Here is a 25,395-nt window from a genome sequence, read left to right on the forward strand (position 1 = left end):
AGCGGTTCCACGGTTCCGTATTAAACGGAACCGCTCTAAACAGCAGGAAGAGCGAGCGCCGCCGGGTCCTGCCCCAGCTGCAAGGCGATTGCGCGCACGACGAGATTGTGATCCTCGCGCTGCGGCAAGCCGGAAACGATGGCCGCCCCGATGACACCAGCGCCCGCAACACGGATCGGAAATCCGCCACCCGCCAGCACATAATCATTTACATCCAGCGCCTTGTGCGGCGCAAACATCCGGTCTTCACGATTTTGTTCCAGAACGAGACGATAGGTCGAAGCATGGAAACGGCGCACGACATTGAACTTGCGGCGCAGCCATTCCGTATTATCCGCCGTGGTGCCAGCAGTCGCCGCGAAGAACAGGCGACGGTCCCACAGAGAAATATCGATGCCGATGCCGAGCTTTTCCTTCACGGCAATATCGCGAATTCTCTGGCCCAGCGCAAAAGCCTCGTTCTCGTCGAATGATGAAAAAATCAGTGCATGTTCCTGACGGATGATCTGCTTAATGTCGTCGCTTTGCGCCACGTCTATCGCTCCTTGGAAACTCATATGCGTTTCTTGTGCCCCGTCATTCGCATGTTTGCAACAACGGATATCCACCGATGTTCATCGGCAAACTTGATTGATGGTACACAAGGCGCTAGTGGAACCTTATGGCTCAGAACCCCAATATCGATGTGCCTTTGAAGGGCGACCAAATTCCCCCGTTTGTGGAAACAGCCGTGTTCAAGCGCGACGTGTTTTCCGAAACGCGCGCGGGCTATTTTGCGAACGATCCCGACACGCGCATTATCCGCCGTGTGGTGAGTGCCGCGCCCTGGTGGTCAAAGCCGCTGGCATGGATTCTTGCCCGGCGCGAAATACGCGGCCTGAAGACCGTGCGCGGCATCGAAGGCGTGCCGCAGCTGATCGCAACTGACCGCGACGGCCTTTATCGCTCCTGGACAGAAGGCACGCCGCTGCATCTTGCGCGCCCCTCCGATCCGAAATGGTATCTCACCGCGCATCGCATTCTGCGTGATATGCGCCGTCTTGGCGTCACGCATAACGATCTTGCCAAGCCGCAGAACTGGCTGATGACGCCGGAAGGCGAAGCAGCCGTCATCGACTTCCAGCTTGCCAGCGTCCATCGCCGTCGCGGCGCGCTTTATCGCATGATGGCCTATGAAGACTTCCGCCACCTCATCAAGCAGAAGCGGGCTTTTGCCAAAGATCTGATGACGCCAACGGAAAAGCGCATTCTGGCGCGCCGTTCGCTGCCGTCGCGCATCTGGCTGGCCACCGGCAAGAAGGTCTACAATTTCATCACACGCGGCATTTTCAGCTGGTCGGATGGCGAAGGTACGGGCGACCGTATCGACAATGAAGGTCCGGCAATTCTAGCCGCCCTCAAGTCCGATCCGCGCGTCAAGGACGTGGCACTGGCGCTTTATTCGCTGCCAGCCAAGGGCGTCGGTCTTTATGCTTTCGTGGAAACGCTGGATGCAGACGAGAAAAGCCTGCGGGCGCGCCTGAAAAGCCAGAAGCTGGAGCTTATTCAGCCGGTTGCGCATCTGCCGCGCCGTGAAGACGGCACCGTCCGCGATGACATTCTGCGCCTGATCGCCATGAACCAGATGACGGAGCTGGACGATCTGCTGCAGCGTGAGCCGGAACTGCGCGGTCTTGTTGAAGCGCTGGCCGCCCATCGCCTGAACTTTACGGATCGGCGCGTTACTCAATTAGAGTAGTCGAATAGACAAGCCCGTCCGGGTCTTTGTTTTTCGTGAGCGAATCATTACATTCGGGGTCAGATGTCCGATTTTCCCGACGATATGCCGTTTTTCGGCGATGATGCACCGGCTGGCCGCGCGCCAGCTACCGGCGGTATTGCTGCGCGCGCCATGGCCGCGCGCAACCAGCAGCGCGGCGAGCCCGACTACCTGAAAGGGTTGAACCCGGAACAGCGTCAGGCTGTGCTGACGACCGAAGGGCCGGTTCTGGTGCTTGCGGGTGCAGGCACCGGCAAGACCCGCGTTCTGACCACCCGCATCGCCCACATCATCACCACCGGCCTTGCCTATCCCAGCCAGATTCTCGCCGTGACCTTCACCAACAAGGCCGCGCGTGAAATGAAGGAGCGTATCGGCCATCTGGTCGGCGGCGCGGTGGAAGGCATGCCATGGCTCGGCACGTTCCACTCCATCGGCGTGAAATTGCTGCGCCGTCATGCGGAACTGGTCAATCTTACATCCGATTTCACCATTCTCGATACCGACGATGTGATCCGGCTGATCAAGCAGCTCATTCAGGCAGAAGGTCTGGATGACAAGCGCTGGCCTGCCCGCACCTTCGCCAATATGATCGACGGCTGGAAGAACAAGGGTTTTGGCCCATCCGACATTCCGGAAGGCGATGCGCGGTCGTTCGGCAATGGCAAAGGCCGCGAATTATATCAGGCCTATCAGGAACGCCTGCGCACGCTGAACGCCTGCGATTTCGGCGATCTTCTGCTGCATCCGATCCGCATCTTCCGCAACCATCCCGATATCCTGCGCGAATATCACGCCAAGTTCCGCTATATTCTGGTGGACGAGTATCAGGACACCAACACGGCGCAATATCTCTGGCTGCGCCTGCTCGCACAAAGACCGCAAGCGAGAAATACAGCATCTGTCGCCACGCAAGGCGGAAACGCTCCCATACAGCCCGCTAGGGCGTCCGAGCCGATGCGAGGCCCTCGCGGAGCCGGTGAGCGTAGCGAACTCGGCGCGAGCGAAAACAAAGTGAACCTGTGTTGCGTCGGCGATGACGACCAGTCGATCTACGGCTGGCGTGGAGCGGAAGTGGACAACATCCTGCGTTTCGACAAGGATTTCCCCGGCGCAGTTGTCATCAAGCTTGAGCGCAACTACCGCTCGACAGCGCATATTCTCGGCACTGCCGCTCATCTGATTGCCCATAATGAGGGCCGTCTCGGCAAGACGCTTTTCACCGAAGCGCCGAATCCCGATGATCCGCGTGTGAAAGTCCATGCGGCCTGGGATTCGGAAGAAGAAGCCCGTGCCGTTGGCGAAGCGATTGAACAGGCGCAGCGTCAGGGTCATCTGCTGAACAATATGGCGATCCTTGTGCGCGCTTCTTTCCAGATGCGCGAATTCGAAGATCGCTTCGTGACGCTTGGTCTCAACTACCGCGTTATCGGCGGCCCGCGCTTTTATGAACGCCTCGAAATTCGCGATGCGCTCGCCTATATGCGCGTCGTCGCACAGCCAGCCGATGATCTGGCGCTGGAGCGCATTATAAACACGCCGAAGCGCGGTCTGGGCGAAGCAGCCATCCGTCAGGTGCATGATTATGCCCGCGCCCGCGACATTTCGATGTTCTCTGCTGCCTGCGATCTGATCGAAACGGAAGAGCTGAAGCCAAAGCCACGCTCAGCCCTGCGCGAAGTCGTGGAGAACTTCCTCCGCTGGCAGTCGCTGCTCGACAACACACCGCATACAGAACTTGCCGAGACCATTCTCGATGAATCCGGCTACACCGCGATGTGGCAGAACGACAAGACCGCCGAAGCGCCGGGACGACTGGAAAACCTCAAGGAACTGATCCGTTCCATGGAGGATTATGAAAGCCTCCGTGGTTTCCTGGAGCATATCGCTCTGGTGATGGATGCCGAGCAGAATGAAAACATGGATGCCGTCAACATCATGACGCTGCATTCGGCCAAGGGGTTGGAATTCGAAACCGTGTTCCTGCCCGGCTGGGAAGAAGGTCTGTTCCCCCACCAGCGCGCGCTTGATGAGGGCGGACGCTCCGGGCTGGAGGAAGAACGCCGCCTCGCCTATGTCGGCGTCACCCGCGCCAAGAAAAACCTGCATATCTGGTTCGTGTCCAACCGACGCATCCACGGCATGTGGCAATCGACCATTCCGTCGCGTTTTCTGGAAGAACTGCCGGAAGCACATGTTGAGGTCGCCGAGCTGGAAGGCAATTACGGCGGCTATGGCGGTGGTTACGGCCAGTCCCGTTTCGACCGGGCCGATCCTTTCCAGAATAGCTATTCGACGCCGGGCTGGCAGCGTGCGCAGCAGAACCGTTCGGAAGCCACGCGCAACAATTGGGGCTCACGCTCCGGCAGTCGTGTGGAACGCGTCGGTTATGGCGAAACGGATTCCGGCTTCGGCGCCGGGCGCGGCTCGGTCAAGGGCCGCACGATCGAAGGCGAACTGGTCGCGAAGTCGGTTGCCGACAAGCCTTCGGCTTTCAAGGTTGGCGACCGCGTGTTCCACCTGAAATTCGGTAATGGCAAAGTCGCCGCTATCGACGGCAACAAGCTGACCATCGACTTCGACAAGGCAGGACAAAAGCGCGTCCTCGACGGCTTCGTCCAGCCTGCCTGACACGAGACAAAAGCGAGCCGGCTTACTCCGGCTTGCCCTTTTCCCACGTCACATCACCCCTGAACAGCGGCACGGTCGAGAGCGAAGTCTTGGCTGAGCCGTCCTGTACCTGACTTGCATGGGCGAGATAGAGCAGCGTATTGTTCTGCTTGTCGTAAATGCGGGTGATGACCAGCTTCTTCCATATCAGGCTGGTGCGCTCCGAAAAGACCCGTTCGCCCTTCTGGCTCAGCTCTATATCGCCGATTGAAATCGGTCCGGTTTGCTCACAGGAAATGGACGCATTGGAAGGGTCTTCAAACCACTTCCCCTTTTGCAACCGGTCGATCATGCTGCGCGAGAAGGATGCGAGATGACAGGTCACACCCTTGACCTTCGGATCGGGCACCGCATCAATGACGATATCATTGCCGACCCAGTCCACGCCAACCTTGCCGACCTGTTCGGCGCTAGCCGGCAGGACCGAAACGGCAAGAAGAGCGAAAGCGGCGAAAGTCTGCTTCATCATGTTCTCCCTGAAAACCTGTGAGGAGAAGTGGCGCGGCTGGCCTGTCTTTGCAAGAGCTTACTGAAAAACAGCCGCCGCCGAACCGTCTATTCCCACTTATCGAGGAAGTCGGAAATCGCCATGGTTTGCATGTCGGGCACAGCCTCAAACAGCTTCTCGACCGGCCAGTCCCACCAGTTAAGCTTCAGCAGCCGTTCGATAATGGCGTCATCGAAGCGCTTGCGAATGAGCTTAGCCGGAACGCCGCCGACCACCGTATAGGGCGCGACATCCTTCGTCACGACAGCATTCGCGCCGATCACTGCACCATGGCCGACCGTCACACCCGGCGTGATAACTGCACCATGCCCGATCCAGACATCATTGCCGATCACCACCCGCTTTGCCTGGCGGCGCGCGCGAAACTCGCCATCGACACCCAGATAGCGAAAATATTCGTTGGGACGATAGCTCAGCTTATGCGTGGTCAGCCGTTCCATGGGGTGTTCCAGCGCATTGATCCGCACATTGGCCGCAATAGAGCAGAACTTGCCGATCTCGGCATAAATGCCCTCACCATTTCGCTCGAAATAGGTGAAATCGCCGACCATCACATCGCGCAGGATGACCCGCTCGCCAATATCGGCATAGCGCCCCAGCTTGGAGGATTTGAGCTGCGCCGTCGAATGAATGCGCGGCTCGCTGTTCTGGAAACGAAGATCGTCGGAATTGGCCATCAAAAGTCTCAAAATTGCCCAAAGGCAGCCTAGGCCGCCTGCTGCGAACTCTGTTCGCTCGATAAGTATGCCTTGATAGCATTCGGCAGGACGTCGTCAAACTTCGCGATCAATGTCTCATGAATTTCTGCCCGGAACTCCGGCTCAAACCGTTCAAATCCCTGCACACAACCGAAGGGTGCTGAACCGTTTCTGATCTTGTCCAGCTCTTCACCCCAGTGCTTGGCCTGCACAAAATCGAGATAGGCCAGCTCCCGCACGCCATGGACCGGCGTGTGATGCTGCGCGATTTCCAGATGGTTGGCGAGGGAAACCGTGTTGAACTGCTCGATATTGCGATAGCGGAAACCAACCTGACGGTTCAACACATCTGGCTTTGCCGCGAAGAACGAGGCCAGCGTACTGCGTCTGAGCGGATGCGGGTGATGATGAATGCTCAGAAACCTGTCCTTCACTCCAGCCGTGACAGCCCCTTTCCACTGGGCAAGACGGAATTTCGGGAAGGTATATTCGTACCGGGAAATTTTCCCCAGAAAGCGCCGCAGCTTGTATTTCAAACGGGTATTTTCCGGTCGCACCCAGTCACCGTGCAGTCTGGGCAGTCCGTTCTCGTAAAAATCGGACGCACCCAGCGGAGCATTCAGGAAGAAATCATCGTTGGAATAGATGAAGTGTTCCGACAGGCCGGGTATGCGCCACACAGCCCCCTCAATCGCTCTCGCATTGAAGGATGGGCGCGCCGCTGGAAGATCTTGGAAAATATCGTCATGCGAGACAATCTGGATGAAGGACGGATCGCATTTGCCCTCCGCCGCGAAAGCATCAAGCAGCCGCGGCTTCTGATTGTCGGTGATGATGAAAATACGCCGTATGAACGGCGCGAACTTAATGACCGACGCGATATTGTAATAAATCTCGCCGTTATCGAAGTAGCGCTCACTGGTCACCGCTTCGAAATGAGTCTTTTCGGATTCTGGCGCAAATTGCTGACGGGAAGACTTATGCGCAGGATCCTGACCGTCCACCCACGCGATTACGTAATCGATTTCCAACACGCTTCTCTTGAAATATTGCAGTTTATAATGGAAATATAACAATCCTCCGGGCGATTCCAAACGAATTAGCCGACTTTCTTATTCAACTTTGGTTGTCCGGCAAACAAACGAGCCGACAAAAGTTTCAGAAATTATTGAAAATTAGAAAAAGAACCGTAGATTAGGCCTAGTCTGAAGAGCAGCCTGTCGGTTCGGCAAGTTCGAGCAGCTTCGGGATTGAATCAATCTCGAAAATGTTGCTCTTCGTGATCGCGGAATACGGCTATGATGACGGTTCTGCCCGCACCAGGAAAATAGGTTTTAAAGCGGCGCGCAAATGCCGTTCGGATATGCAAGGTCGACTGGACATGAAAAAATTCCTGCCCATCTTCATCGTAGCCTTCATCGTCGTGATTGTCGGCGCTGCTGGTTTCAACATGTTTCGTGATCGCGAGGCTGCGAAGGAACCCTTCGGCGGACCGCTTAATCTCGTCACGATGGATGGACAGCCTTTCACCGAAAAAGACTTGCGCGCCACACCGGCTGTCGTCTTTTTCGGCTTCACCCATTGCCCGGATGTCTGCCCCACCACGCTTTACGAACTGGACGGCTGGCTGAACCAGCTTGGCAACGACGGACAGGACCTCAAGGCCTATTTCATCACCGTAGATCCGGAACGCGACACGCAGGACATCATGAAGACCTATGTTGGCAATGTCTCGAAGCGTATTGTCGGCATCACCGGCACCCCGGAAAACATCGCCGACATGGTCAAATCCTACCACATCTATGCCAAGAAGGTTCCGGGCGAAGACGGCGAATACAGCATGGATCATACGGCGTCGGTCTTCCTGCTCGACAAGGGTGGGCGGTTCCGCAGCACCATCGCCTATCAGGAAAACCCGGATACCGCTCTGGAAAAGCTGAAGAACCTCGCCAAGGGCGCTTCTGCCGGCTAATCCTGAACCGATATCGGCTTTCTATGGCAACCGCCTTTTGGCGGGCATGTAAATCCCAAAGATTCGGAGCGCCATTTATGTGTTCGGATGGACGCGCGGCGCTCCGACAGCTAAACAGAAGCTCTTGAACTTTTAGAGAGCTTTTTACCTCATGGCCCAATCACGACTTTTCTTTTCGGCGAACAAGGCGGAAGCCGAGCGCGTTTATAATATTCTCGAACAGGCGTTCGAGGATGACGGCTTTCCAATCGCCATCACCGAAATCGATGAAGACCGGCAGATTTTCGAAGTCTCGGTCTATGTCGAAGACGGTGCTGAAGAGGTCGCGGCCCGCGTGGACGAACTGGTTGGCGCCGACAAGTTCGAAACCGAGGAATTGCCGGATATCGATTGGGTCACCCATTCGCTCGAGGGCCTGAAACCGGTTCGCGCCGGACGTTTCTTCGTCCATGGCTCGCATGACCGCGACAAGATCGAGCCGAACGACATTCCGATTGAAATCGATGCAGGTCTGGCCTTCGGCACAGGCCATCACGGTACGACGGCAGGCTGCCTCGAACTGATCGAGGAGGTCGTTGAGAGCGAACATCCGACCAATGCACTCGATCTTGGAACCGGCAGCGCCGTACTGGCCATCGCCATCGCAAAGCTCGCGCCGATCCCGGTTCTCGCCACCGACATCGACCCCATTGCGGTCACCGTCGCGGCAGAAAACGCCGCCAAGAATGGCGTTGCCGAACACGTCATTACGGCGACGGCGGAAGGTTTCGACCATTCGATTTTCCGGTCCTATACGCCCTTTGATCTGATCGTCGCGAATATCCTTGCCAATCCGCTGATTGAACTTGCGCCTTCGTTGAAGCAGCATCTGGCTCCGAGCGGCTCGATTGTTCTCTCCGGCATTCTGGAAAGCCAGCATGATGCGGTGCTCGCCGCCTATCAGGCACAGGGCATGACGCATCAAAAGACGCTTCATCGCGAAGGCTGGGTGGCGATCCATCTGAAATGATGTGATTCCAGAACCAGAACCCCAAAACGGTTATCTTTCATCTGTTGTGAGTTAGACCCATGGCTTTTCAGACCTTTGACGTCACCACCAACCCGGCCAATGGCGCGCCCCGCGTGGCGAAGCTGCGCGAGAAGATGGCGGCGCTCAGCCTCGATGGTTTCCTGGTGCCCCGCGCCGACGAACATCAGGGCGAATATGTGCCGCCCCATGCGCAGCGCCTTGCCTGGCTGACCGGCTTCACAGGTTCGGCAGGTGCCGCCCTCATCCTGAAGAAGTCGGCCTATGTGTTCGTCGACGGTCGTTACGAATTGCAGGTTCGCGCGCAGACCGATCCGAAGATCTTCTCTTACGAAAGTCTTGTCAGTACGCCTCCTGCCGTCTGGCTGGCCGAGAATGGCAAGGGCCTGACCATCGGCTTCGATCCATGGCTGCACACCATTTCCGAGGCCCATGCGCTTCGCGAAGCACTGGAAAAGCAGGGCGGAAAGCTGGTTCCGGTCGAGACCAATCTGGTTGATGCAGTCTGGGACGATCAGCCAGCGGCACCGACCGCCGCCGTGACCATCCAGCCCGCACGTTTTGCCGGTCATGAGGCCAAGGACAAGATCAAGGAAATGCAGAAGGCGGTTGCGGCAAGCGGTGCCACGGCCACCGTATTGACCGATCCGTCATCTGTCGCATGGGTGTTCAACATTCGCGGCAAGGATGTTTCCAACACGCCCCTGCCCTTGAGCTTCGCCATCATTCCGGCCAGGGGTGAACCGGAAATCTTTATCGACGAAGCCAAGCTCGCCATCGAGCCGCGCGCTTACCTCACCCAGCTTGCCAAGCTGTCGGCTCCCAGCAATCTGGAAGGCCATCTCAGCGCCCGCGCCGCAAAGGGTGAAGCCATTCTGCTCGACCCTGCACTTGCAGCAGAAAAACTGCGCCTGATCGTCACCGGTGCGGGCGGCTCCGTGATTGACGGCAAGGACCCTGCCCGCATTCCACGTGCGGTGAAGAACAAGGCCGAGCTTGACGGTTCGCGTGCCGCGCATGAACGCGACGGCGTGGCCATGGTCAATTTCCTGTCCTGGGTCGATGGGCAAAAGCCGGGTACGCTGGATGAAATCGGCGCAGCCCAAAAGCTGGAGGAATCACGCGCCAATGCTGGACGCGATTTCCAGATGCCGCTGGAAGACGTGTCCTTCGACACGATTTCGGGTGCGGGTCCGAACGGCGCAGTCATCCATTACCGTGTCAACACCGACACCAACCGCACGCTACAGGATGGCGAGCTTTATCTGGTCGATTCCGGCGCACAATATCGCGACGGCACCACCGATATTACCCGCACGGTTCCGGTCGGCAAGATTACGCCTGAAACGATCAAGGCTTTCACGCTCGTTCTGAAAGGCGTGATCGGGATCAGCACTGCGCGCTTCCCCGCGGGTACGCGCGGGCAGGATATCGATGTTCTCGCGCGTATCGCGCTTTGGAAAAACGGCTTCGATTATGCGCATGGCACTGGTCATGGCGTCGGCGCTTATCTCTCTGTACATGAAGGACCGCAGCGGATTGCCAAAACGGGCTCGCAAGAGCTGCTGCCGGGCATGATCCTGTCCAACGAACCGGGCTATTACAAGCCGGGCTCGTTTGGCATCCGCATCGAAAATCTGATCATCGTCACCGAACCGGAAGTGCCGGAAGGTGGTGACATTCCGATGATGGGCTTCGAAACGCTGACCTTCTGCCCCATCGACCGTCGTCTGATCGACAAGTCGCTGCTGACGCAGGAAGAGCTGGACTGGCTCAACAATTACCACGCCAGTGTGCGTGCAAAGCTGTCCGGCCATCTGAAGGATGCCGAACGCAAGTGGCTCGAAACGGCGACTGCGCCGCTATAAGTTTAAATTGGGAAGAAATGGCGTAGCGCGATCAACAGCGCTGCGCCTGCAAAAAACATCGTTAGCATGCTGACCCGCAGTGACAGGATGACACAAACGACGAGCACAAGCAGCTCCCGCCAGCCATGATCCGATGCAGGTGCGGCGACAATCGCCGTCAGCACTGCCGCCGGCACGGCATTCAGTGCCGCTTCCACACGAAAATGCAGACGCTCGAACCGCGACAGAACCAGATGCCCGCCAATTCGGGTCAGATAGGTGAAGAACGCGGCGACAATGATGATCCAGGTCGTAGTGTCCATGCGCGTCAGGCCTTCACATTCTGCGGCTTGGCAAGAATGGCTGCAAGCACTACGCCACCGGCTGCCCCCAGCGTCACATGCCAGGGCGAACCAACGAATTTATAGGCGGCAATGGCCGAGATCGCGCTGACGACAACCACCGGCCACCAGTGCTTGCGATGACGAAAACTCATCACCATGCCGAGGAAGTAGATCGGCAGCAGGAAATCGACGCCAATCGCATAAGGGTTGGAAATCAGGTCGCCAAACATGGCGCCAACCCAGGTTTCCAGTATCCAGCAGACGTAGGTTGTCAGCCCCAGCCCCATATACCAGGAGAAGGTGATCTTCTTGCCTGCCTCGCTGCGAATCTCGACCTCCGCATATTGCGGATCGACCAGCACGAAAAAGGCGACTGCCTTTTGCAGGAACGAAAAGTGGCGAATACGCCGCCCAACCGTTGCCGAATAGAGCACATTACGGAAATTGACCGCAAAGATGGAGAGAACGATCATCCATGGCGCGATATTCTGCCCGAACATGTCAAGGCCGACCATCTGGCTGGCACCGGCATAGAGCGTTGCGCTCATGAACACCGCTTCACCCACCGAAAGCCCGTGATCGAGAGCAACAGCGCCGAACAGCACCCCGAAAGGTGTGCCCGCCAGCACAATGGGCACGCCACGTTTCGCGCCGTGCAGAAACTCACTGCTCGCAGAGGCCTTAGCCGGCCTGAAACCCTGGTCCACGGAATCCCCTCCTCCAGACCTGCAGTCATTAGAGACTGAATCAAAAAGCGGCATGTGTGTGCGAAAATGGTGATTTTCGAGTACCGGAGCGGAGCGTACTTAAGGTACGCGAGCACCGGAACGCAGAAAATTGCCATTTGCAGCCACACAGGACGACTTTTGGAACAGGCTCTTAGGCAATTCCATGACTGGTTGGAATAGGTATCCCGCAAAAATCATACAAATAGAGACGCTGCGGTCAGTTTATCTGCCGCACGCAACATTTAGGCACCACTCATGCAGATAATTGATACGGCAATCAATCCGGCTGATCTGGCGGCAGCGTACCTTCAATCTTTCTGATCCAGTCAACCAGAGGACGCGAGCGCTCGACAAAGTCAACCAGCCGGTCCGCAAGCGATGCCTGCGTGATGCTCTCTGGATCGATTTCCATCCGCACCGCGAAATGACGGTTTCGAATGGCCTCGACCAGATCCTGTTCGGTCACGCTTTCAAAGCCGCGTGGCGTGCGCTTCAGGCGGTCGTTGGCGCTGATCTGCAAACCGTTCTTCTTCAGCTTTGCCACCACGGCGCGATACTCGTCCGGCCTCTCCGCAATCGCTTTGCGGATGGCCAGCAGGAGCTTCGGTTTCGGTCCCCACCAGGCAACCCCGGCATAGCAATCGCGTACACCCGGCAGCCCGATACAGACATAGAAACAGCCGCTTTCATCCCATTTGGTGCCGGAGCGTGAAAGCAGCGCCGACAGGTGCCGGTTATAGGGCGCCTTGTCTTTCGAAAAGCGTGTATCGCGCTTGATGCGAAACTGCGACTTCACGCGGTCGCCCTTAAAGCCCAGCCCCGCCTTTTCAAAGCGCGCGCTCAGTTCTTCAATCAAATCAGCGAGCGGCTCTTTCAGGTGCTCTTCGAAAAGGTCCTTGTTCTCCACAAACCATTCCCGGTTCTGGTGGAAATCGAGCGCCTTCAGAAAAGGAATAGCCTTGTCACCAAAACCCTTGAATGGCGCCATTGGATTATTCCTCCCCGACGAGAGTGAACCAAGCGTCTTCATCAATGACTTCGATGCCAAGTTCGGCAGCTTTTGCGAGCTTTGAGCCCGCACCCGGGCCAGCCACCACCAGATCGGTTTTCTTCGAGACGGAACCAGCCGTCTTCGCGCCGTAACGCTCCGCCATGGCCTTGGCCTCATCGCGCGACATGCGTTCGAGACTGCCGGTAAACACCACCGTTTTGCCTTCAACCGGCGAGCCGGTGGCGACACGCGCCGCTTCATCCAGCGGGGTCACTTCCGCCAGAAGCGCTGCCAGCACGTCGCGGTTATGCGGTTCACCGTAGAAATCCACCACCGCCTCCGCGACGATGGAGCCGATGCCTTCAACGGCAAGCATATCCTGCCAGGCTTCATTGCCTTTGTCGGTACGGTCTCCGCCTTTTGGCGGAACGGCTTCCAGCGCCGCCTTTTCGAAAGCAGCGTAGGACAAATAAGCCCGCGCAAAGCGCTTGGCGTTGACTTCGCCGACATGACGGATGCCAAGGCCGAACAGGAAGCGGCTCAGCGCAATTTCACGGCGGTCATTGATCGCGTCATAGAGCTTTTTGACCGACGTCGCGCCAAAACCCTCAATGTTTTCGAGCTTCTTCAGGGGCGAAGCAGCCTGTCGCTTCTGCAGCGTGAAAATATCGGCAGGCGACTTGATTTGCAGGCTTTCGTCTTCCGCATGGAAGAAGAACTCGACCTGCTTCTCACCCAGACCTTCTATGTCGAAAGCATTGCGCGACACAAAATGGCGAATACGCTCGACAGCCTGTGCTGCGCAGGTCAGCCCGCCCGTGCAACGATAGACAGCTTCCCCTTCCTCCCGTACTGCATGGCTGCCGCAAACCGGGCACTGGTGCGGAAAAATAAACGGCACCGCATCCGCCGGGCGTTTTTCCAGAACGACATCGACAATCTGCGGGATGACATCGCCAGCGCGCTGCACAATCACCGTATCGCCAATACGAATGTCGCGTCCCTCGCGGATAGGCTCGCCCTTCTGGCCGATGCCCTTGATGTAATCCTCATTGTGCAGCGTGGCATTGGTCACCACCACACCGCCGACGGTGATCGGCTCCAGACGCGCCACGGGCGTCATTGCGCCGGTGCGTCCGACCTGAATATCGATACCGCGCAGGATGGTCGTCGCCTGTTCCGCCGGGAACTTGTGCGCAATCGCCCAGCGCGGACTGCGCGAACGGAAACCGAGCCGCGTCTGAAGATCGAGCCGGTCGACCTTGTAGACCACGCCGTCGATGTCATAATCGAGATTGGGGCGCTCCAGACCGATGGCCCGGTAATGGGCAATCAGTTCATCGACGCTCGAGAGGCGCTTCATCAGCGGATTGACGGGGAAGCCCCAGCTGCGGAACGCCTCGACCATGCCAAGCTGGGTGTCGGCAGGCATGTCCGACATTTCGCCCCAGGCATAAGCGAAGAAGCGCAGCTTGCGGCTTGCTGTCACCTTGGCGTCGAGCTGGCGTAGCGAGCCCGCCGCCGTATTGCGCGGGTTTACATAAGTCTGTTTGCCATCCGCTTCCATCTGGGCGTTGAGCGCCAGAAAGTCACTCTTGGCCATATAGACCTCACCGCGCACTTCCACCACCGATGGCGCACCAGCCGGAAGCCGGTGCGGGATCTCGCCGATGGTGCGGATATTGGCGGTTACGTTCTCGCCCGTCGTGCCATCGCCGCGCGTCGCGCCGCTAACCAGCACACCATTTTCATAGCGGATCGACATGGACAGACCGTCGATCTTCGGCTCGGCGGTAAAGGCAATGGAATTGTCCGGCAATTGCCCCAGAAAGCGATAGACGCTGCCGACGAAATCGCGCACGTCCTCGTCGGAGAAGGCATTATCCAGCGACAGCATGGGCCGCGCATGAACGATAGGTGCAAAAGTCGCCAACAGGGGTGCAGCACCCACGCGGCGCGAAGGACTGTCATCGCGCACAAGTTTCGGGAAACGCGCCTCTATGGCCTCGTTGCGCCGCTTGAGGGCATCATAATCCGCATCCGAAATCTCCGGCCTGTCATTGGCATGGTAAAGCTCATCGTGATGAGCAATCTCACGCGCCAGTCGCTCAAGTTCGGCAGCGGCTTCAGGTTCGGTCAGTTTTTCAACGAGAATTTCGGACATATGCGACAAGCATCCTGGCTATCTGAATCGAGCAGAAACATATCCAAGAAATGTCATTTAGCCTACAGCCGCCTGACTTTACGAACAGAGGATACTGTCAGATAGCTGTCAGGAGGCCAGAGCGCTGTTTTCCGCCAGCAAACGTTCTGCTGCCGCGCGCGCCTCATCGGTGATGCTGGCACCGGCGAGCATACGGGCGATTTCTTCCTGCCGCTCATCCACACCGATAGACCGGATCGATGTCGACATGCGATCTTCGTTGGTCGCGGACTTGGCGATGAGGAAATGCGTCGATGCACGGGCTGCCACCTGCGGCGCATGGGTTACAGACAGCACCTGCACCCGCGACGACAGCCGCGCCAGACGCTGGCCGATGGCATCCGCCACAGCGCCGCCCACACCCGTATCGATTTCGTCGAAAACCAGTGTCGGCGCAGAACCGCGATCCGCCAGCGCCACTTTCAGCGCCAGAAGAAAACGTGACAGTTCACCACCGGAAGCAACCTTCATCATCGGACCAGCACGCGTGCCCGGATTGGTGCGGACCCAATATTCCACCGTGTCGATGCCTTCAGCAGCACGCGCCTGCGGGTCCGTGATCATCTCGACGAGGAATTCGGCACGTTCCAGCTTGAGCGCCGGAAGCTCAGCCATAACGGCCGCTTTCAGGTGCTCCGCCGTATCCTTGCGCTGGGCGGAAAGCCCCGCCGCCGCCGCGTCATAAGCGGCGCGTGTCTCGGTTGACTGCGCTTCAAGCTGCACCAGCTTTTCCGCACCTGCATCCAACTCTGCAAGGTCGGCATCCATCTTGTCGCGCAGAGCAGGCAAGCCTTCCACCGCGACCGAATATTTGCGCGCGGCCGCACGCAGCGCGAACAGGCGCTCTTCCACCTGCTCCAGCACACGCGGATCGAAATCGATCTCCCGCATGGCGTGGTCGATACCATCCTGCGCAAGCGCCAGACTGTTCAGTGCTTCATCAATGGCTTTGCAGACCGGCTCAAGCAGATGCGGCGCTTCCGGGATTTTACGTTCCAGACGGCGCACGAGGCTTGCAAGCGTCGGCACCGGCGAACCATTGCCCGACAGAAGTTCGCCCGCTTCATTCACATCGCCGGCGATCTTTTCAGATTTCATCATCACCGCGCGGCGTTCGGCGAGTTCGTCTTCTTCACCGGGCTGCGGATCGAGCTTCGTCAGTTCTTCAACGGAAGAGCGCAGATAATCGCCTTCGCGCTCAGCCGCCTCCACACGGGCGCGGTGACGCGACAATGCGGTTTCCGCATCGCGCCACGCCTTATGGCGCTCACGCACCACGACCGTCTCGGCGTCGAGACCACCGAAAGCATCCAGCAATGTGCGGTGAAGGTCGGTATCGATCAGCGCACGATCATCGTGCTGGCCGTGAATCTCCACCAGCCTGCGGCCCAGATCGCGCAACAGCGCAACGCTTGCCGCCTGATCGTTGATGAAAACGCGCGTGCGCCCATCGCCCATCTGGAGACGACGCAGGATGACGTCGCCGTCATCGTCAAAACCATTTTCGCGAAGGAAAAGTCGGGCCGGATGACCACCCGGCACATCGAATACCGCCGTCACCTGCCCCTGATCCGCCCCATGGCGAACCAGCGACGCGTCGCCGCGCGCACCAAGCGCCAGCGACAGCGAATCAAGCAGAATGGATTTACCGGCACCGGTCTCGCCCGTCAGCACGGACAAGCCGGTCTTGAACTCGATGTCGAGCCTTTCAATCAGGACAATATCGCGGATCGAGAGGTGCGACAGCATGTCGGGCTCAAACTGTTTATGAACCGCCGCCCGTGATGAGCGACGAAGCCTTGGCCAGCCATGAACCGCCGTTTTCGCGTGGCTCAAGACCACCGCTCTGCAAGAGCTTGTAGCTGTCCTTGTACCACTGGCTATCCGGGAAGTTCTTGCCGAGAACCGAAGCGGCCATCTGGGCTTCCGAGGTCAGGCCAAGCGCATAATAGGCTTCGACCAGACGCGCCAGAGCTTCTTCGACCTGACGGGTGTTGGAATATTCCTCGACCACACCGCGGAAGCGCTTGATGGCGGCCAGATATTCCTTGCGTTCCAGATAATAACGGCCGACCTGCATTTCCTTGCCGGCGAGCTGGTCGCGGGCAAAGCGGATCTTGGCTTTCGCGTCGTCGGTATATTCCGAATCCGGGAAGCGATCGACCACTTCCTGCATCGCGGCAATGGCGCGGCGGCTTGCAGCCTGATCGCGCGTCACATCCGGAATCTGACGGAAATAGGAAAGACCAATGATGTAATAGGCGTAAGCCGATTCGGGCGATGTCGGGTAAAGCGTGTTGTAACGCTTCGCCATGCTGATCGCTTCTTCGTAGTTACCCTTGCGGTAATTGGTGAAGGCAGCCATCACGAGCGCCTTGCGTGCCCATTCCGTATAGGGATGCTGGCGGTCGATGGCAGCGAACTTCTTGGAGGCTTCGTCGAGACGACCTGCATCCAGATTGGCCAGACCTTCATTATAGAGCTTGTCAGCAGGATCGATCGTCTCAACATACTTGGTGAGATCGATATCGTCGTTCTTGCTTGCACAACCGGCGAGCGGGATAAGAACGGCGATAGCGCCAGTCAGCAGCGCGGTTTTCGTCACACCCGTGAATTTGAAACTCGTCATGCGGTCTCCGGCCTTCTGGCAGCGTCATTCCTGTTTGAAGCAACGTGCGCGCTTGTAGCATTGCAACTGTGCTTCATCCATCCAAATCATTCAACATTGGCAAAGATTAAACAGTGCCAAGGCTGTTTTGGCCGTCCATAAACCACATGCAGGCGCAATCGTCTAGCTCTTCAATCGCCAGATTTTGGCCGAAACACTGTCCGGACGGCTCCTTCGCAACGTGTGAACCGTGAAGATTGGTCCCCTCATCGGCCCGTCGCAAAACGACAACCGACTCGTATCGTGATGGTGAACCGCCGAACACGGCTCAATTAAGGCCGCGCTCCGGGATCATCCAAATTATTGTGGACTAAGTGGCGAAGGCTTAAAGTGTTACTTAAAGCGCCCAGGGTGCAGCAATATTCGGCTTCACCGCAACGAAATCCGAGCTCTTTGCATTGCGACGCACACCGGATGCCTCGACGATGTCGAACGCGCTCTTGTCGGCAAGAAGCGCCTTGACCGTTTCAGCATTCAGACGATGACCGCTGCGATAGGAGCGGAAGCAGCCGATGAACGGCAAACCGGCAAGTGCCAGATCGCCCACGGCATCCAGCGTCTTGTGTCGCACGAACTCATCCTTGAAGCGCAGACCACCCGGATTGATGACCGAATTGTCGTCGCCGATGACCAGCGAATTGTCGAGCGAGGAACCCAGCGCATGGCCGGAGGCCCAAAGACGTTCCACGTCCTTCATGAAGCCGAAGGTACGCGCAGTGGAAATTTCCTTACGGAAAACCGCCTCGTCCATGTCGTTCGCAAATTTCTGTCGACCGATCAACGGGCATTCGAAATCGATCTCGACTTCAAAACGCGTACCAGAAAACGGGCGGAATTCACCCCAGGAGCCGCCGGCTTCCACACGAACCGTCTTAAGAATACGGATGAAACGACGCTTGGCCTGCTGCGTGACAATGCCTGCCTCGTCAAACGCTTCGATGAAGCGCGCCGAGGTGCCATCAAGAATAGGCACTTCCGGGCCATCAACCTCGACAATCAGATTGTCGATACCGAGTGCAGCAATAGCGGCCATCAGATGCTCGACCGTATCGATCTTCGCTTCTTTCGGTCCAAGCGACGTGCAGAGGTCGGTCGCGCCAATCTCCGAAACATGCGCGCGAATCTCGCGCGCGCTGGATTTCAGGTCCGAGCGCTGAAAGACAATACCTGTATCGGCATCGGCAGGAACAAACGTGGCCGACGCCGGAGCACCACCATGTACGCCCACACCGGAGAGGGTCACCGCACGACCAATTGTCTTCTGATATGCGCTCAAGGCTGTTCCAATCTATTCAAAATCCAGAATATACGCTCAAAGCGTAAACAGGCCGCACTTGCTCGCTGGCGTACCCTGCTCCCGCAATCGCATAATCTAATTCGCAAACGCGATTAATCCGTTAGATATGGCAAAATTAGCGGCAGGGAAGACAAAAAGAATCACAACCCCGTGTGAGCCCCGATACAACCGACCACGCTTAAAATAGTGAGCCGGCTCGTCGTGACAAAATCACGCTTTCTTACGCTCTATTACCATAAACCGCGTTTTATTCCAGAGCGGTTCCGTTGAAAACTGAATCGTGGAACGCTCTATCTATTTGTTTCTACGCATTATCCTACGCATCGAAGCGGGATCAGAAATTAGTCCAGTGAACTGATTTCCCCGCGCAGACGCTACGCACTTTTGCTGGAAATGCTCTAGCATTTGCCGTGAAAAGCAAAAAGCCCGCCTGAAACAGGCGGGCTTTTTGGGATTTCACATCAGCGTTCGATCAGTTCGACTGGCGGCGCAGGAAGGCCGGGATTTCGAGCTGGTCGTCTTCAGAAGCTGCACGCGGCTGCGGGCGGCCCTGATCGTCAAGCTGGCCACGGCGCGGCGCGTAGATCGAACCATCCTGCTGCATCGGGCGGCGTTCAGCCGGACGCATGCCAGGTTCACGATGCTGAGCTGGCTCCAGACGTGCTGCAGGCTGCTCTTCTTCACGACGCGACAGACCATGGGTCAGACGCTTGAGAAGGCTCATCGGGCCGCGTGGCTCTTCCTGTGCAGGCTGTGGCTGCTGCGGAGCACGACGGGCGGCGATTTCAGCCTGTGCAACCGGCGGGAAGTCCGAAACAGCGGGCATACGTGGAGCCGGGCGCGGTGCCGGTTCTGCATGCATCTGCTGCGGCTGCTGGTAAGCCTGCGGCTGAGCTGCCTGAGCAGCATGAGCCTGGGGCATCGGTGCACGAGCGACCGGTGCACGTTCGAAGGCTTCCGGTGCGGGAGCCTGGAAAATGCGGCTCTGCGGACGGAAATCAGGCTCTGCGGAAGCAGCAGGTGCGGCTGGCGCAGGTGCAATCGGCATGTCGACTTCGGCAGACTGGATTGCCTGAGCAATCGGGTCGACCTGACGCGGCTGCTCAACAACCGGAGGACGCAGAGCGCCATGCGGTGCCATAGGCTTGGCCTGCGAAGTCGGCTGTTTTACTGGCTGGCGAAATTCCAGCGGCGCAGGCGCCGCATCTCCGATCTGCTTGTCGATGCCGGTAGCAACCACGGATACGCGGATAACGCCTTCGAGACCTTCGTCGAAGGTTGCGCCGAGGATGATGTTTGCTTCCGGATCGACTTCTTCACGGATACGCGTTGCAGCTTCGTCGACTTCGAACAGGGTCATGTCGCGACCACCGGTGATCGAGATCAGCAGGCCCTTTGCGCCGCGCATCGAGGTTTCGTCGAGCAGCGGATTGGCAATCGCGGCTTCGGCAGCAGCCATTGCACGGCCTTCGCCGGAAGCTTCGCCGGTGCCCATCATCGCCTTGCCCATTTCGCGCATAACCGAGCGAACGTCAGCAAAGTCGAGGTTGATGAGGCCTTCCTTGACCATCAGGTCGGTAATGCAGGCAACACCCGAATAGAGCACCTGATCAGCCATCGCGAAAGCGTCGGCAAAGGTGGTCTTGTCGTTGGCGATGCGGAAGAGGTTCTGGTTTGGAATGACGATAAGCGTATCGACGTTCTTCTGCAGTTCTTCGATGCCGAGGTCGGCCGTCTTCATGCGACGCGCGCCTTCGAAATGGAAAGGCTTGGTCACGACGCCGACGGTCAGGATACCGCGTTCACGTGCTGCGCGGGCTACGACCGGAGCTGCACCGGTACCGGTGCCGCCGCCCATGCCTGCGGTGACGAAGCACATATGCGTGCCATTGAGATGATCGACGATTTCGTCGATGCATTCTTCAGCAGCGGCACGACCGACTTCGGGCTGGGAACCTGCGCCCAGACCTTCCGTCACGGCAGCGCCGAGCTGGATGATCCGATCGGACTTCGACATGGTCAAAGCCTGCGCGTCGGTGTTGGCCACAACGAAATCCACGCCGCGAAGACCGGCATTGATCATGTTGTTGACTGCATTGCCGCCGCCACCGCCGACACCGAATACGGTGATGCGGGGCTTCAGCTCGGTGATGTCCGGCTTTTGCAGATTGATAGTCATTGGTCCTTGTTCCTCTTAAAGCCCGTCACCGCGTTTCGCCGCTGCGGTGCTGATTGGTTGTTACCCAGATGGTCACGTCCCGGAAAATTCGACTGTTCACTCAAAGATCGGTTACTCAGAAACTCTCCCTCAGCCATTGGCTGACACGTTGAATGCGCCCACCCGTACCGGTCATAAGACCGGAGGAAGCTGCTTTTACCGACCGTTCTTCTATCCCGGCCACCTGCGGGTAGATCAGAAGTCCGACGGTCGCGGCAAAAGCTGCCCCCTTAGCCGCCTCAGGCAATCCCGCTATTCCTAGAGGACGCCCGATTCGTACATTTCTTGCAAGGATTCGTCTGGCTGCTTCCGGCATTCCCGGCAATTGGCTTGCGCCGCCGGTCAAAACCACACGCTTGCCGACAATGTGTCCGAGGCCTGACTGGTTCAGCCTGTCGCGAACCAGTTCCAGCGTTTCTTCCACTCTTGCACGGATAATCCGCGTCAAAACCGACCGCGGATATTGATTGGGTACATCACGTTCATCGTCGCCGATCGGCGAGACGGAGATGAGATCGCGGTCATCGGCAGCGCTTGGCAGCGCCGAGCCATACATGACCTTCAGGCGTTCGGCGTCTTCCATGCGAGTGGAGAAGCCGCGCGCCACGTCCATCGTGACGTGATTGCCGCCGATGGCAACTGCATCGGCGTGAATGAATTTACCTTCAGAGAAGACGGATATCGTCGTCGTGCCGCCGCCCATGTCGATGCAGGCCGCGCCCATTTCGGCTTCATCGCCGACCAAAGCCGACAGGCCGCTTGCATAAGGCGTGGCAACAATAGCTTCGACTGAAAGGTGGCAACGATTGATGCAAAGCTCGAGATTGCGCAGCGGAGCCGCGTCAGCCGTCAGCACATGCATATCGACGCCGAGGCTGTCACCCAGCATGCCCTGCGGGTCACGAACACCGCGCTCACCATCCAGCGTATAGCCAATCGGAAGCGAGTGAACGAGGTGACGTTCTGCGGCCAGAGCCTGCTTTGCGCCAGCTGCAAGAACACGGCGAATATCGGTCTGCTCGACTTCATGGCCGCCGAGATTGACGCTCGCAGTGAAGGTTTCGCTCTTGAGGCGACCGGCAGAAATATTCACGATCAGGCTGTCGACGGTCAGACCGGCCATGCGCTCTGCAGCATCGACCGCGAGACGGATGGACTGTTCGGCCGCATCGAGATCGATGATCACGCCGGACTTCACGCCACGCGAACGCTGATGGCCGATGCCGAGCACTTCCATGCGGTGCGTGCGGCCCGGCAGAAGCGCACCGCCTTCATGCGGACGCAGCCTTGCAATGACGCAGGACACCTTGCTTGAGCCAACATCCAGAACCGTGAGCAGGCGCACCTTGCGCCCTGCAGTTCCGCCTTGAGATGATCCCTTACCGCCCAGAATACTCATACGCGCTTCCCCGTGCGGGCCAATTCTTTCTTACGCTCCGCCAGGAACTTCTGGCGCTGTTCCATACCGCTTGCCGTCAGCTGAACGGTGACGCGATCATCCAGACGGAGATCGACCGCCATAATATCGCGGGTCAGAAGATGCTTTTCCTCATCGAGCTTCTGGATCTGCGCGAGAGCCTTCAGCGGATCATCTGCCGGGAGCATGACGCGCACGCCATTGTCCAACAGCAGGTCCCAGCGACGGTCTGCAACGCGGATATAGGCGCGAACCTTGCCAGCCAGCGCCGGATAGTTTGCGACCTCGTCAACGAAGCCCTTAACAACCTTTTCTGCACCGTCACCGACAACGAGTGGCAGCGTGTTGTAGCGGCCTGCACGGAAAGGAACGATGGTGTCGCCTTCGGCATCGATCAGCGACAGTTCCTTGTCGTTCTGCCAGATGGCGAAAGCCTGACGCTCATGCAGCGCAACCTGAACCGTGCCCGGATAAACCTTGCGTACTTCGGCGCTCTGAACCCATGGCAGCTGTGCGATGGAAGCGCGCGCTTCTTCAGCGCTCAAGCCCACCAGCGATGTTTCGCCATCAAGGTTAAGCTGACCCAGAATATCGATATCGGAGGTTTCGTGATTGCCGACGACCTTGACGTCCTCGATAGCGAAGCCGAGCGTCGAGGCCGTAGCCTTCACCACGTCCTGGGAGTGATTACCGACGACCATGCCGTAAAGGCCGGTAGCGCCGAGGAAACCCAGCATGCCGATAGTGCCAGCGTGGCGTGGAATGCTGACATTGCCCTGAAACAGACGTACGGCGAAGCGAAACGGCTTGCGCAGAAAGCGCGGCAGGACGAATGCGACATTCATCGCCGATGCATCTCGCATCGCGCCCGAGCGCCTATATCCATCATTTTTGCCGTTCAACGCAAACAAGACGCGTCCTCCACCATCCAACTCAACAATTCACCGAAAGAGATACCAGCCGCTTTGGCGATATCAGGCACGAGCGATGTGGGGGTCATTCCCGGTTGGGTGTTAACTTCCAACCAGATAACTTCGCCTTCTTCTGAAAAACGATCATCGAAACGGAAGTCCGACCGGCTTACGCCCCGACACCCGATTGCCCGATGCGCCGTAAGGGCCATTGTTTGTATTTTTTGGTAAATATTTGGTAAAATTTTTGCCGGACACACGTGAGTTGATGCGCCTGCAACATATTTTGAATCATAATCGTAGAACTGATGACCGACCGGAACGATCTCGCAGACATCCATCGCGCGATCGCCCATCACGGCGCAGGTCAGTTCGCGCCCGGCGATGTAGCTTTCGACCAGAACTTCGTCGCCATATTTCCAGTCGGCAGAGCCGATGATTTGCGGCGGATGGGTCTGGTCTTCCTTGACGATCACCACGCCGAAGCTGGAGCCTTCACGCACCGGCTTGACGACATAAGGCGGCTCCATCGGATGCTCGGAACCAATGTCGAAACGGTTCATCAAACGCGACGGGGCCACAGCCACACCGGCAGCCGCAGCAACCTTCTTGGCGCGATCCTTGTCCATGGCGAGCGCCGAAGCGAGAACGCCTGAATGCGTGTAGGGAATCTGGAGATATTCGAGGATGCCCTGAATGGCGCCATCCTCACCGAACGGACCATGCAGCGCATTGAAGGCGACATCAGGCTTCAGCTCGGCGAGAACACTTGCGACATTGCGATCCACATCGATGCGGGTCACGCGGTAACCGCACTCTTCGAGGGTCTTTGAACAGGCCGCGCCAGACGACAGGCTGACAGGACGCTCGGAGGAGAATCCACCCATCAAAACGGCGACGTGTTTTCCCGTCATGTTAAGCATCCCCTCTGCGCAATCCCCTGCGCGGTGAATCAAGAACAGAGTCTGAGTCATCCGGCGGCGCAGGCCGCAGACGCCCACGGCAGGAAAATCCTGCCGAATCAAATCACTGTGTGGTTAACCATAAAGAATCAGAGGATTGATTCCGTGACAAGACCCTATCAAAAGGGACGAACCTTACGCGTCGCTTGCGAAGGCAAAAAAGCCCGGAATTTCAGGCAGAAAATCCGGGCAATTTTTTTATTAAACTTTGCCGAGAAACTCTTCTACGCGCTCGCCGTCGCGGAACAAACCGAGACGCTTGATCTCCCAATGGAGGCGAATCCCCGAGTTCGCGAAAACTTTTGCGCGAACTGTCTCGCCCAAAGTCTCCAGATCTTGCCCGGTCGCGGTGCCAGTATTGATCATAAAATTGCAGTGCATCTCCGACATCTGGGCACCGCCGACGCGCAATCCACGACAGCCAGCCTTGTCGATTTCCTTCCAGGCAGATGTGCCTTCAGGGTTCTTGAAAGTTGAACCGCCGGTCTTTTCGCGCACAGGCTGCACCGTCTCACGATGATGCTGCACCTCATCCATGGCGCGCTGAATATCCGCGCGGTCACCCGGAACGCCCTCGAACAGCGCCGAGGTGAATATCAGCTCCGGCGATGCCGAAGAATGGCGATAGGCATAGCCCATATCGGCGTTGGAAAGCACATGCAGCTCGCCCTTGCGGTCAAGCGCCCGAACCTCCACAACACGCTCGCATGTTTCCACGCCATTGGCGCCCGCATTCATGCGCAACGCCCCGCCAATGCCACCAGGGATGCCGTGGTAGAAATGGAAGCCGGAAAGCCCTGCTTCGAGCGCCGCCGCAGCCACGCGCTTGTCTGGCGTCGCTGTGCCTGCTCTGAGCTGCGTCTCGGAGACGCGCTCCACCTCGCCAAAACCCTTTGCGGAGAGCCTGACAACAAAGCCAGGCACGCCACCATCGCGGACGAGCAGATTGGAACCAATACCGACCACGAGGATCGGTATTTCTTCCGGCACCGCCTTCAGAAAATTCGACAGGTCTTCCTCATCGGCAGGCTGGAACAGAACCTGTGCCGGACCACCGGCACGGAACCAGGTGATCTTGTCCATGCCGGTATCGGGCGTCAGACGCCCGCGCAGGCCCGACAGCTTGCCGTCGAGCTTCTTGAGAAGCGTCTCGCCGCTTTCCATCGGGTGATAGT

21 protein-coding genes are annotated in these 25,395 nt (G+C 57.9%); 5 read left to right on the plus strand and 16 right to left on the minus strand.

Translation table 11 applies throughout. The features are described from left to right. Positions 1–35: 35 nt before the first annotated feature. Positions 36–557, minus strand: a complete 522-nt coding sequence (locus QBD01_RS20960) for a heme-degrading domain-containing protein (RefSeq protein ID WP_210277261.1) — start codon at positions 555–557, stop codon at positions 36–38. 104 nt (positions 558–661) lie between these two features. Here QBD01_RS20960 and QBD01_RS20965 point away from each other — a divergent pair, with 104 nt between their 5' ends. Together QBD01_RS20965 and QBD01_RS20970 are read left to right on the plus strand one after the other, a co-directional pair. Beyond that, positions 662–1,738, plus strand: coding sequence for a serine/threonine protein kinase (locus tag QBD01_RS20965; protein WP_280994375.1), 1,077 nt, complete (start codon positions 662–664; stop codon positions 1,736–1,738). Positions 1,739–1,801: 63 nt separating this feature from the next. Beyond that, on the plus strand, positions 1,802–4,390 hold the full coding sequence (locus tag QBD01_RS20970) for a UvrD-helicase domain-containing protein (RefSeq protein WP_280994376.1): 2,589 nt from the start codon (positions 1,802–1,804) through the stop codon (positions 4,388–4,390). A 22-nt stretch (positions 4,391–4,412) separates the two neighbouring features. Here the strand turns inward: QBD01_RS20970 and QBD01_RS20975 are convergent, their stop codons facing one another. The 3 genes from QBD01_RS20975 to QBD01_RS20985 all read right to left on the minus strand — a co-directional run bounded on the left by QBD01_RS20975 (position 4,413) and on the right by QBD01_RS20985 (position 6,669). Beyond that, complete coding sequence (locus QBD01_RS20975) at positions 4,413–4,895, minus strand: CreA family protein (RefSeq protein ID WP_280994398.1); 483 nt, start codon at positions 4,893–4,895, stop codon at positions 4,413–4,415. Between the two features lie 89 nt (positions 4,896–4,984). After that, the gene (locus QBD01_RS20980; RefSeq protein ID WP_280994377.1) at positions 4,985–5,614 is read right to left on the minus strand and encodes a DapH/DapD/GlmU-related protein; all 630 of its coding nucleotides are present in this window, start codon (positions 5,612–5,614) and stop codon (positions 4,985–4,987) included. A gap of 29 nt (positions 5,615–5,643) precedes the next feature. Continuing rightward, on the minus strand, positions 5,644–6,669 hold the full coding sequence (locus QBD01_RS20985; RefSeq protein WP_392391458.1) for a hypothetical protein: 1,026 nt from the start codon (positions 6,667–6,669) through the stop codon (positions 5,644–5,646). A 347-nt stretch (positions 6,670–7,016) separates the two neighbouring features. Here QBD01_RS20985 and QBD01_RS20990 point away from each other — a divergent pair, with 347 nt between their 5' ends. The 3 genes from QBD01_RS20990 (at position 7,017) to QBD01_RS21000 (ending at position 10,502) form a co-directional block, all read left to right on the plus strand. After that, a complete protein-coding gene (locus tag QBD01_RS20990; protein WP_280994379.1) occupies positions 7,017–7,607 on the plus strand; it encodes an SCO family protein in 591 nt (196 codons plus the stop codon). Positions 7,608–7,758: 151 nt separating this feature from the next. Further along, a complete protein-coding gene (locus QBD01_RS20995) occupies positions 7,759–8,616 on the plus strand; it encodes a 50S ribosomal protein L11 methyltransferase (RefSeq protein ID WP_280994381.1) in 858 nt (285 codons plus the stop codon). A gap of 59 nt (positions 8,617–8,675) precedes the next feature. Continuing rightward, entirely contained in the window at positions 8,676–10,502 is a 1,827-nt protein-coding gene (locus QBD01_RS21000) for an aminopeptidase P family protein (protein ID WP_280994382.1), read from the plus strand. Between the two features lie 2 nt (positions 10,503–10,504). Here the strand turns inward: QBD01_RS21000 and QBD01_RS21005 are convergent, their stop codons facing one another. From QBD01_RS21005 to murB, 12 genes are all read right to left on the minus strand, one after another. Continuing rightward, positions 10,505–10,804 (minus strand): AzlD family protein, encoded by a 300-nt coding sequence (locus tag QBD01_RS21005; protein ID WP_078339400.1) that lies wholly within the window; start codon positions 10,802–10,804, stop codon positions 10,505–10,507. Positions 10,805–10,809: 5 nt separating this feature from the next. Continuing rightward, positions 10,810–11,532 carry an AzlC family ABC transporter permease gene (locus QBD01_RS21010; RefSeq protein WP_392391459.1) on the minus strand — a complete coding sequence of 241 codons (723 nt, stop codon included), beginning with the start codon at positions 11,530–11,532 and terminating at the stop codon, positions 10,810–10,812. A gap of 298 nt (positions 11,533–11,830) precedes the next feature. Then, positions 11,831–12,541 (minus strand): TIGR02453 family protein, encoded by a 711-nt coding sequence (locus QBD01_RS21015; protein WP_280994383.1) that lies wholly within the window; start codon positions 12,539–12,541, stop codon positions 11,831–11,833. Between the two features lie 4 nt (positions 12,542–12,545). Next, positions 12,546–14,708, minus strand: coding sequence for an NAD-dependent DNA ligase LigA (gene ligA, locus QBD01_RS21020; RefSeq protein ID WP_280994384.1), 2,163 nt, complete (start codon positions 14,706–14,708; stop codon positions 12,546–12,548). A gap of 108 nt (positions 14,709–14,816) precedes the next feature. After that, the gene (gene recN, locus QBD01_RS21025; protein ID WP_280994385.1) at positions 14,817–16,496 is read right to left on the minus strand and encodes a DNA repair protein RecN; all 1,680 of its coding nucleotides are present in this window, start codon (positions 16,494–16,496) and stop codon (positions 14,817–14,819) included. Positions 16,497–16,512: 16 nt separating this feature from the next. After that, a complete protein-coding gene (locus tag QBD01_RS21030; protein ID WP_078339405.1) occupies positions 16,513–17,376 on the minus strand; it encodes an outer membrane protein assembly factor BamD in 864 nt (287 codons plus the stop codon). Between the two features lie 376 nt (positions 17,377–17,752). Next, entirely contained in the window at positions 17,753–18,691 is a 939-nt protein-coding gene (gene lpxC / locus QBD01_RS21035) for a UDP-3-O-acyl-N-acetylglucosamine deacetylase (protein ID WP_280994386.1), read from the minus strand. A 493-nt stretch (positions 18,692–19,184) separates the two neighbouring features. Further along, positions 19,185–20,891, minus strand: a complete 1,707-nt coding sequence (gene ftsZ, locus QBD01_RS21040; protein ID WP_280994387.1) for a cell division protein FtsZ — start codon at positions 20,889–20,891, stop codon at positions 19,185–19,187. A 115-nt stretch (positions 20,892–21,006) separates the two neighbouring features. After that, the gene (gene ftsA / locus QBD01_RS21045) at positions 21,007–22,329 is read right to left on the minus strand and encodes a cell division protein FtsA (RefSeq protein ID WP_109369408.1); all 1,323 of its coding nucleotides are present in this window, start codon (positions 22,327–22,329) and stop codon (positions 21,007–21,009) included. Further along, complete coding sequence (locus QBD01_RS21050; protein WP_280994388.1) at positions 22,326–23,258, minus strand: cell division protein FtsQ/DivIB; 933 nt, start codon at positions 23,256–23,258, stop codon at positions 22,326–22,328. The genes ftsA and QBD01_RS21050 overlap by 4 nt, the downstream gene beginning before the upstream one ends. Beyond that, complete coding sequence (locus QBD01_RS21055; RefSeq protein ID WP_078339427.1) at positions 23,246–24,172, minus strand: D-alanine--D-alanine ligase; 927 nt, start codon at positions 24,170–24,172, stop codon at positions 23,246–23,248. The genes QBD01_RS21050 and QBD01_RS21055 overlap by 13 nt, the downstream gene beginning before the upstream one ends. Before the next feature lie 249 nt (positions 24,173–24,421). Then, complete coding sequence (gene murB, locus QBD01_RS21060) at positions 24,422–25,384, minus strand: UDP-N-acetylmuramate dehydrogenase (RefSeq protein WP_280994400.1); 963 nt, start codon at positions 25,382–25,384, stop codon at positions 24,422–24,424. Between the last annotated feature and the right edge of the window lie 11 nt (positions 25,385–25,395).

Source organism: Ochrobactrum sp. 19YEA23 (genome assembly GCF_029909865.1).
Lineage (GTDB): Bacteria > Pseudomonadota > Alphaproteobacteria > Rhizobiales > Rhizobiaceae > Brucella > Brucella gambitense.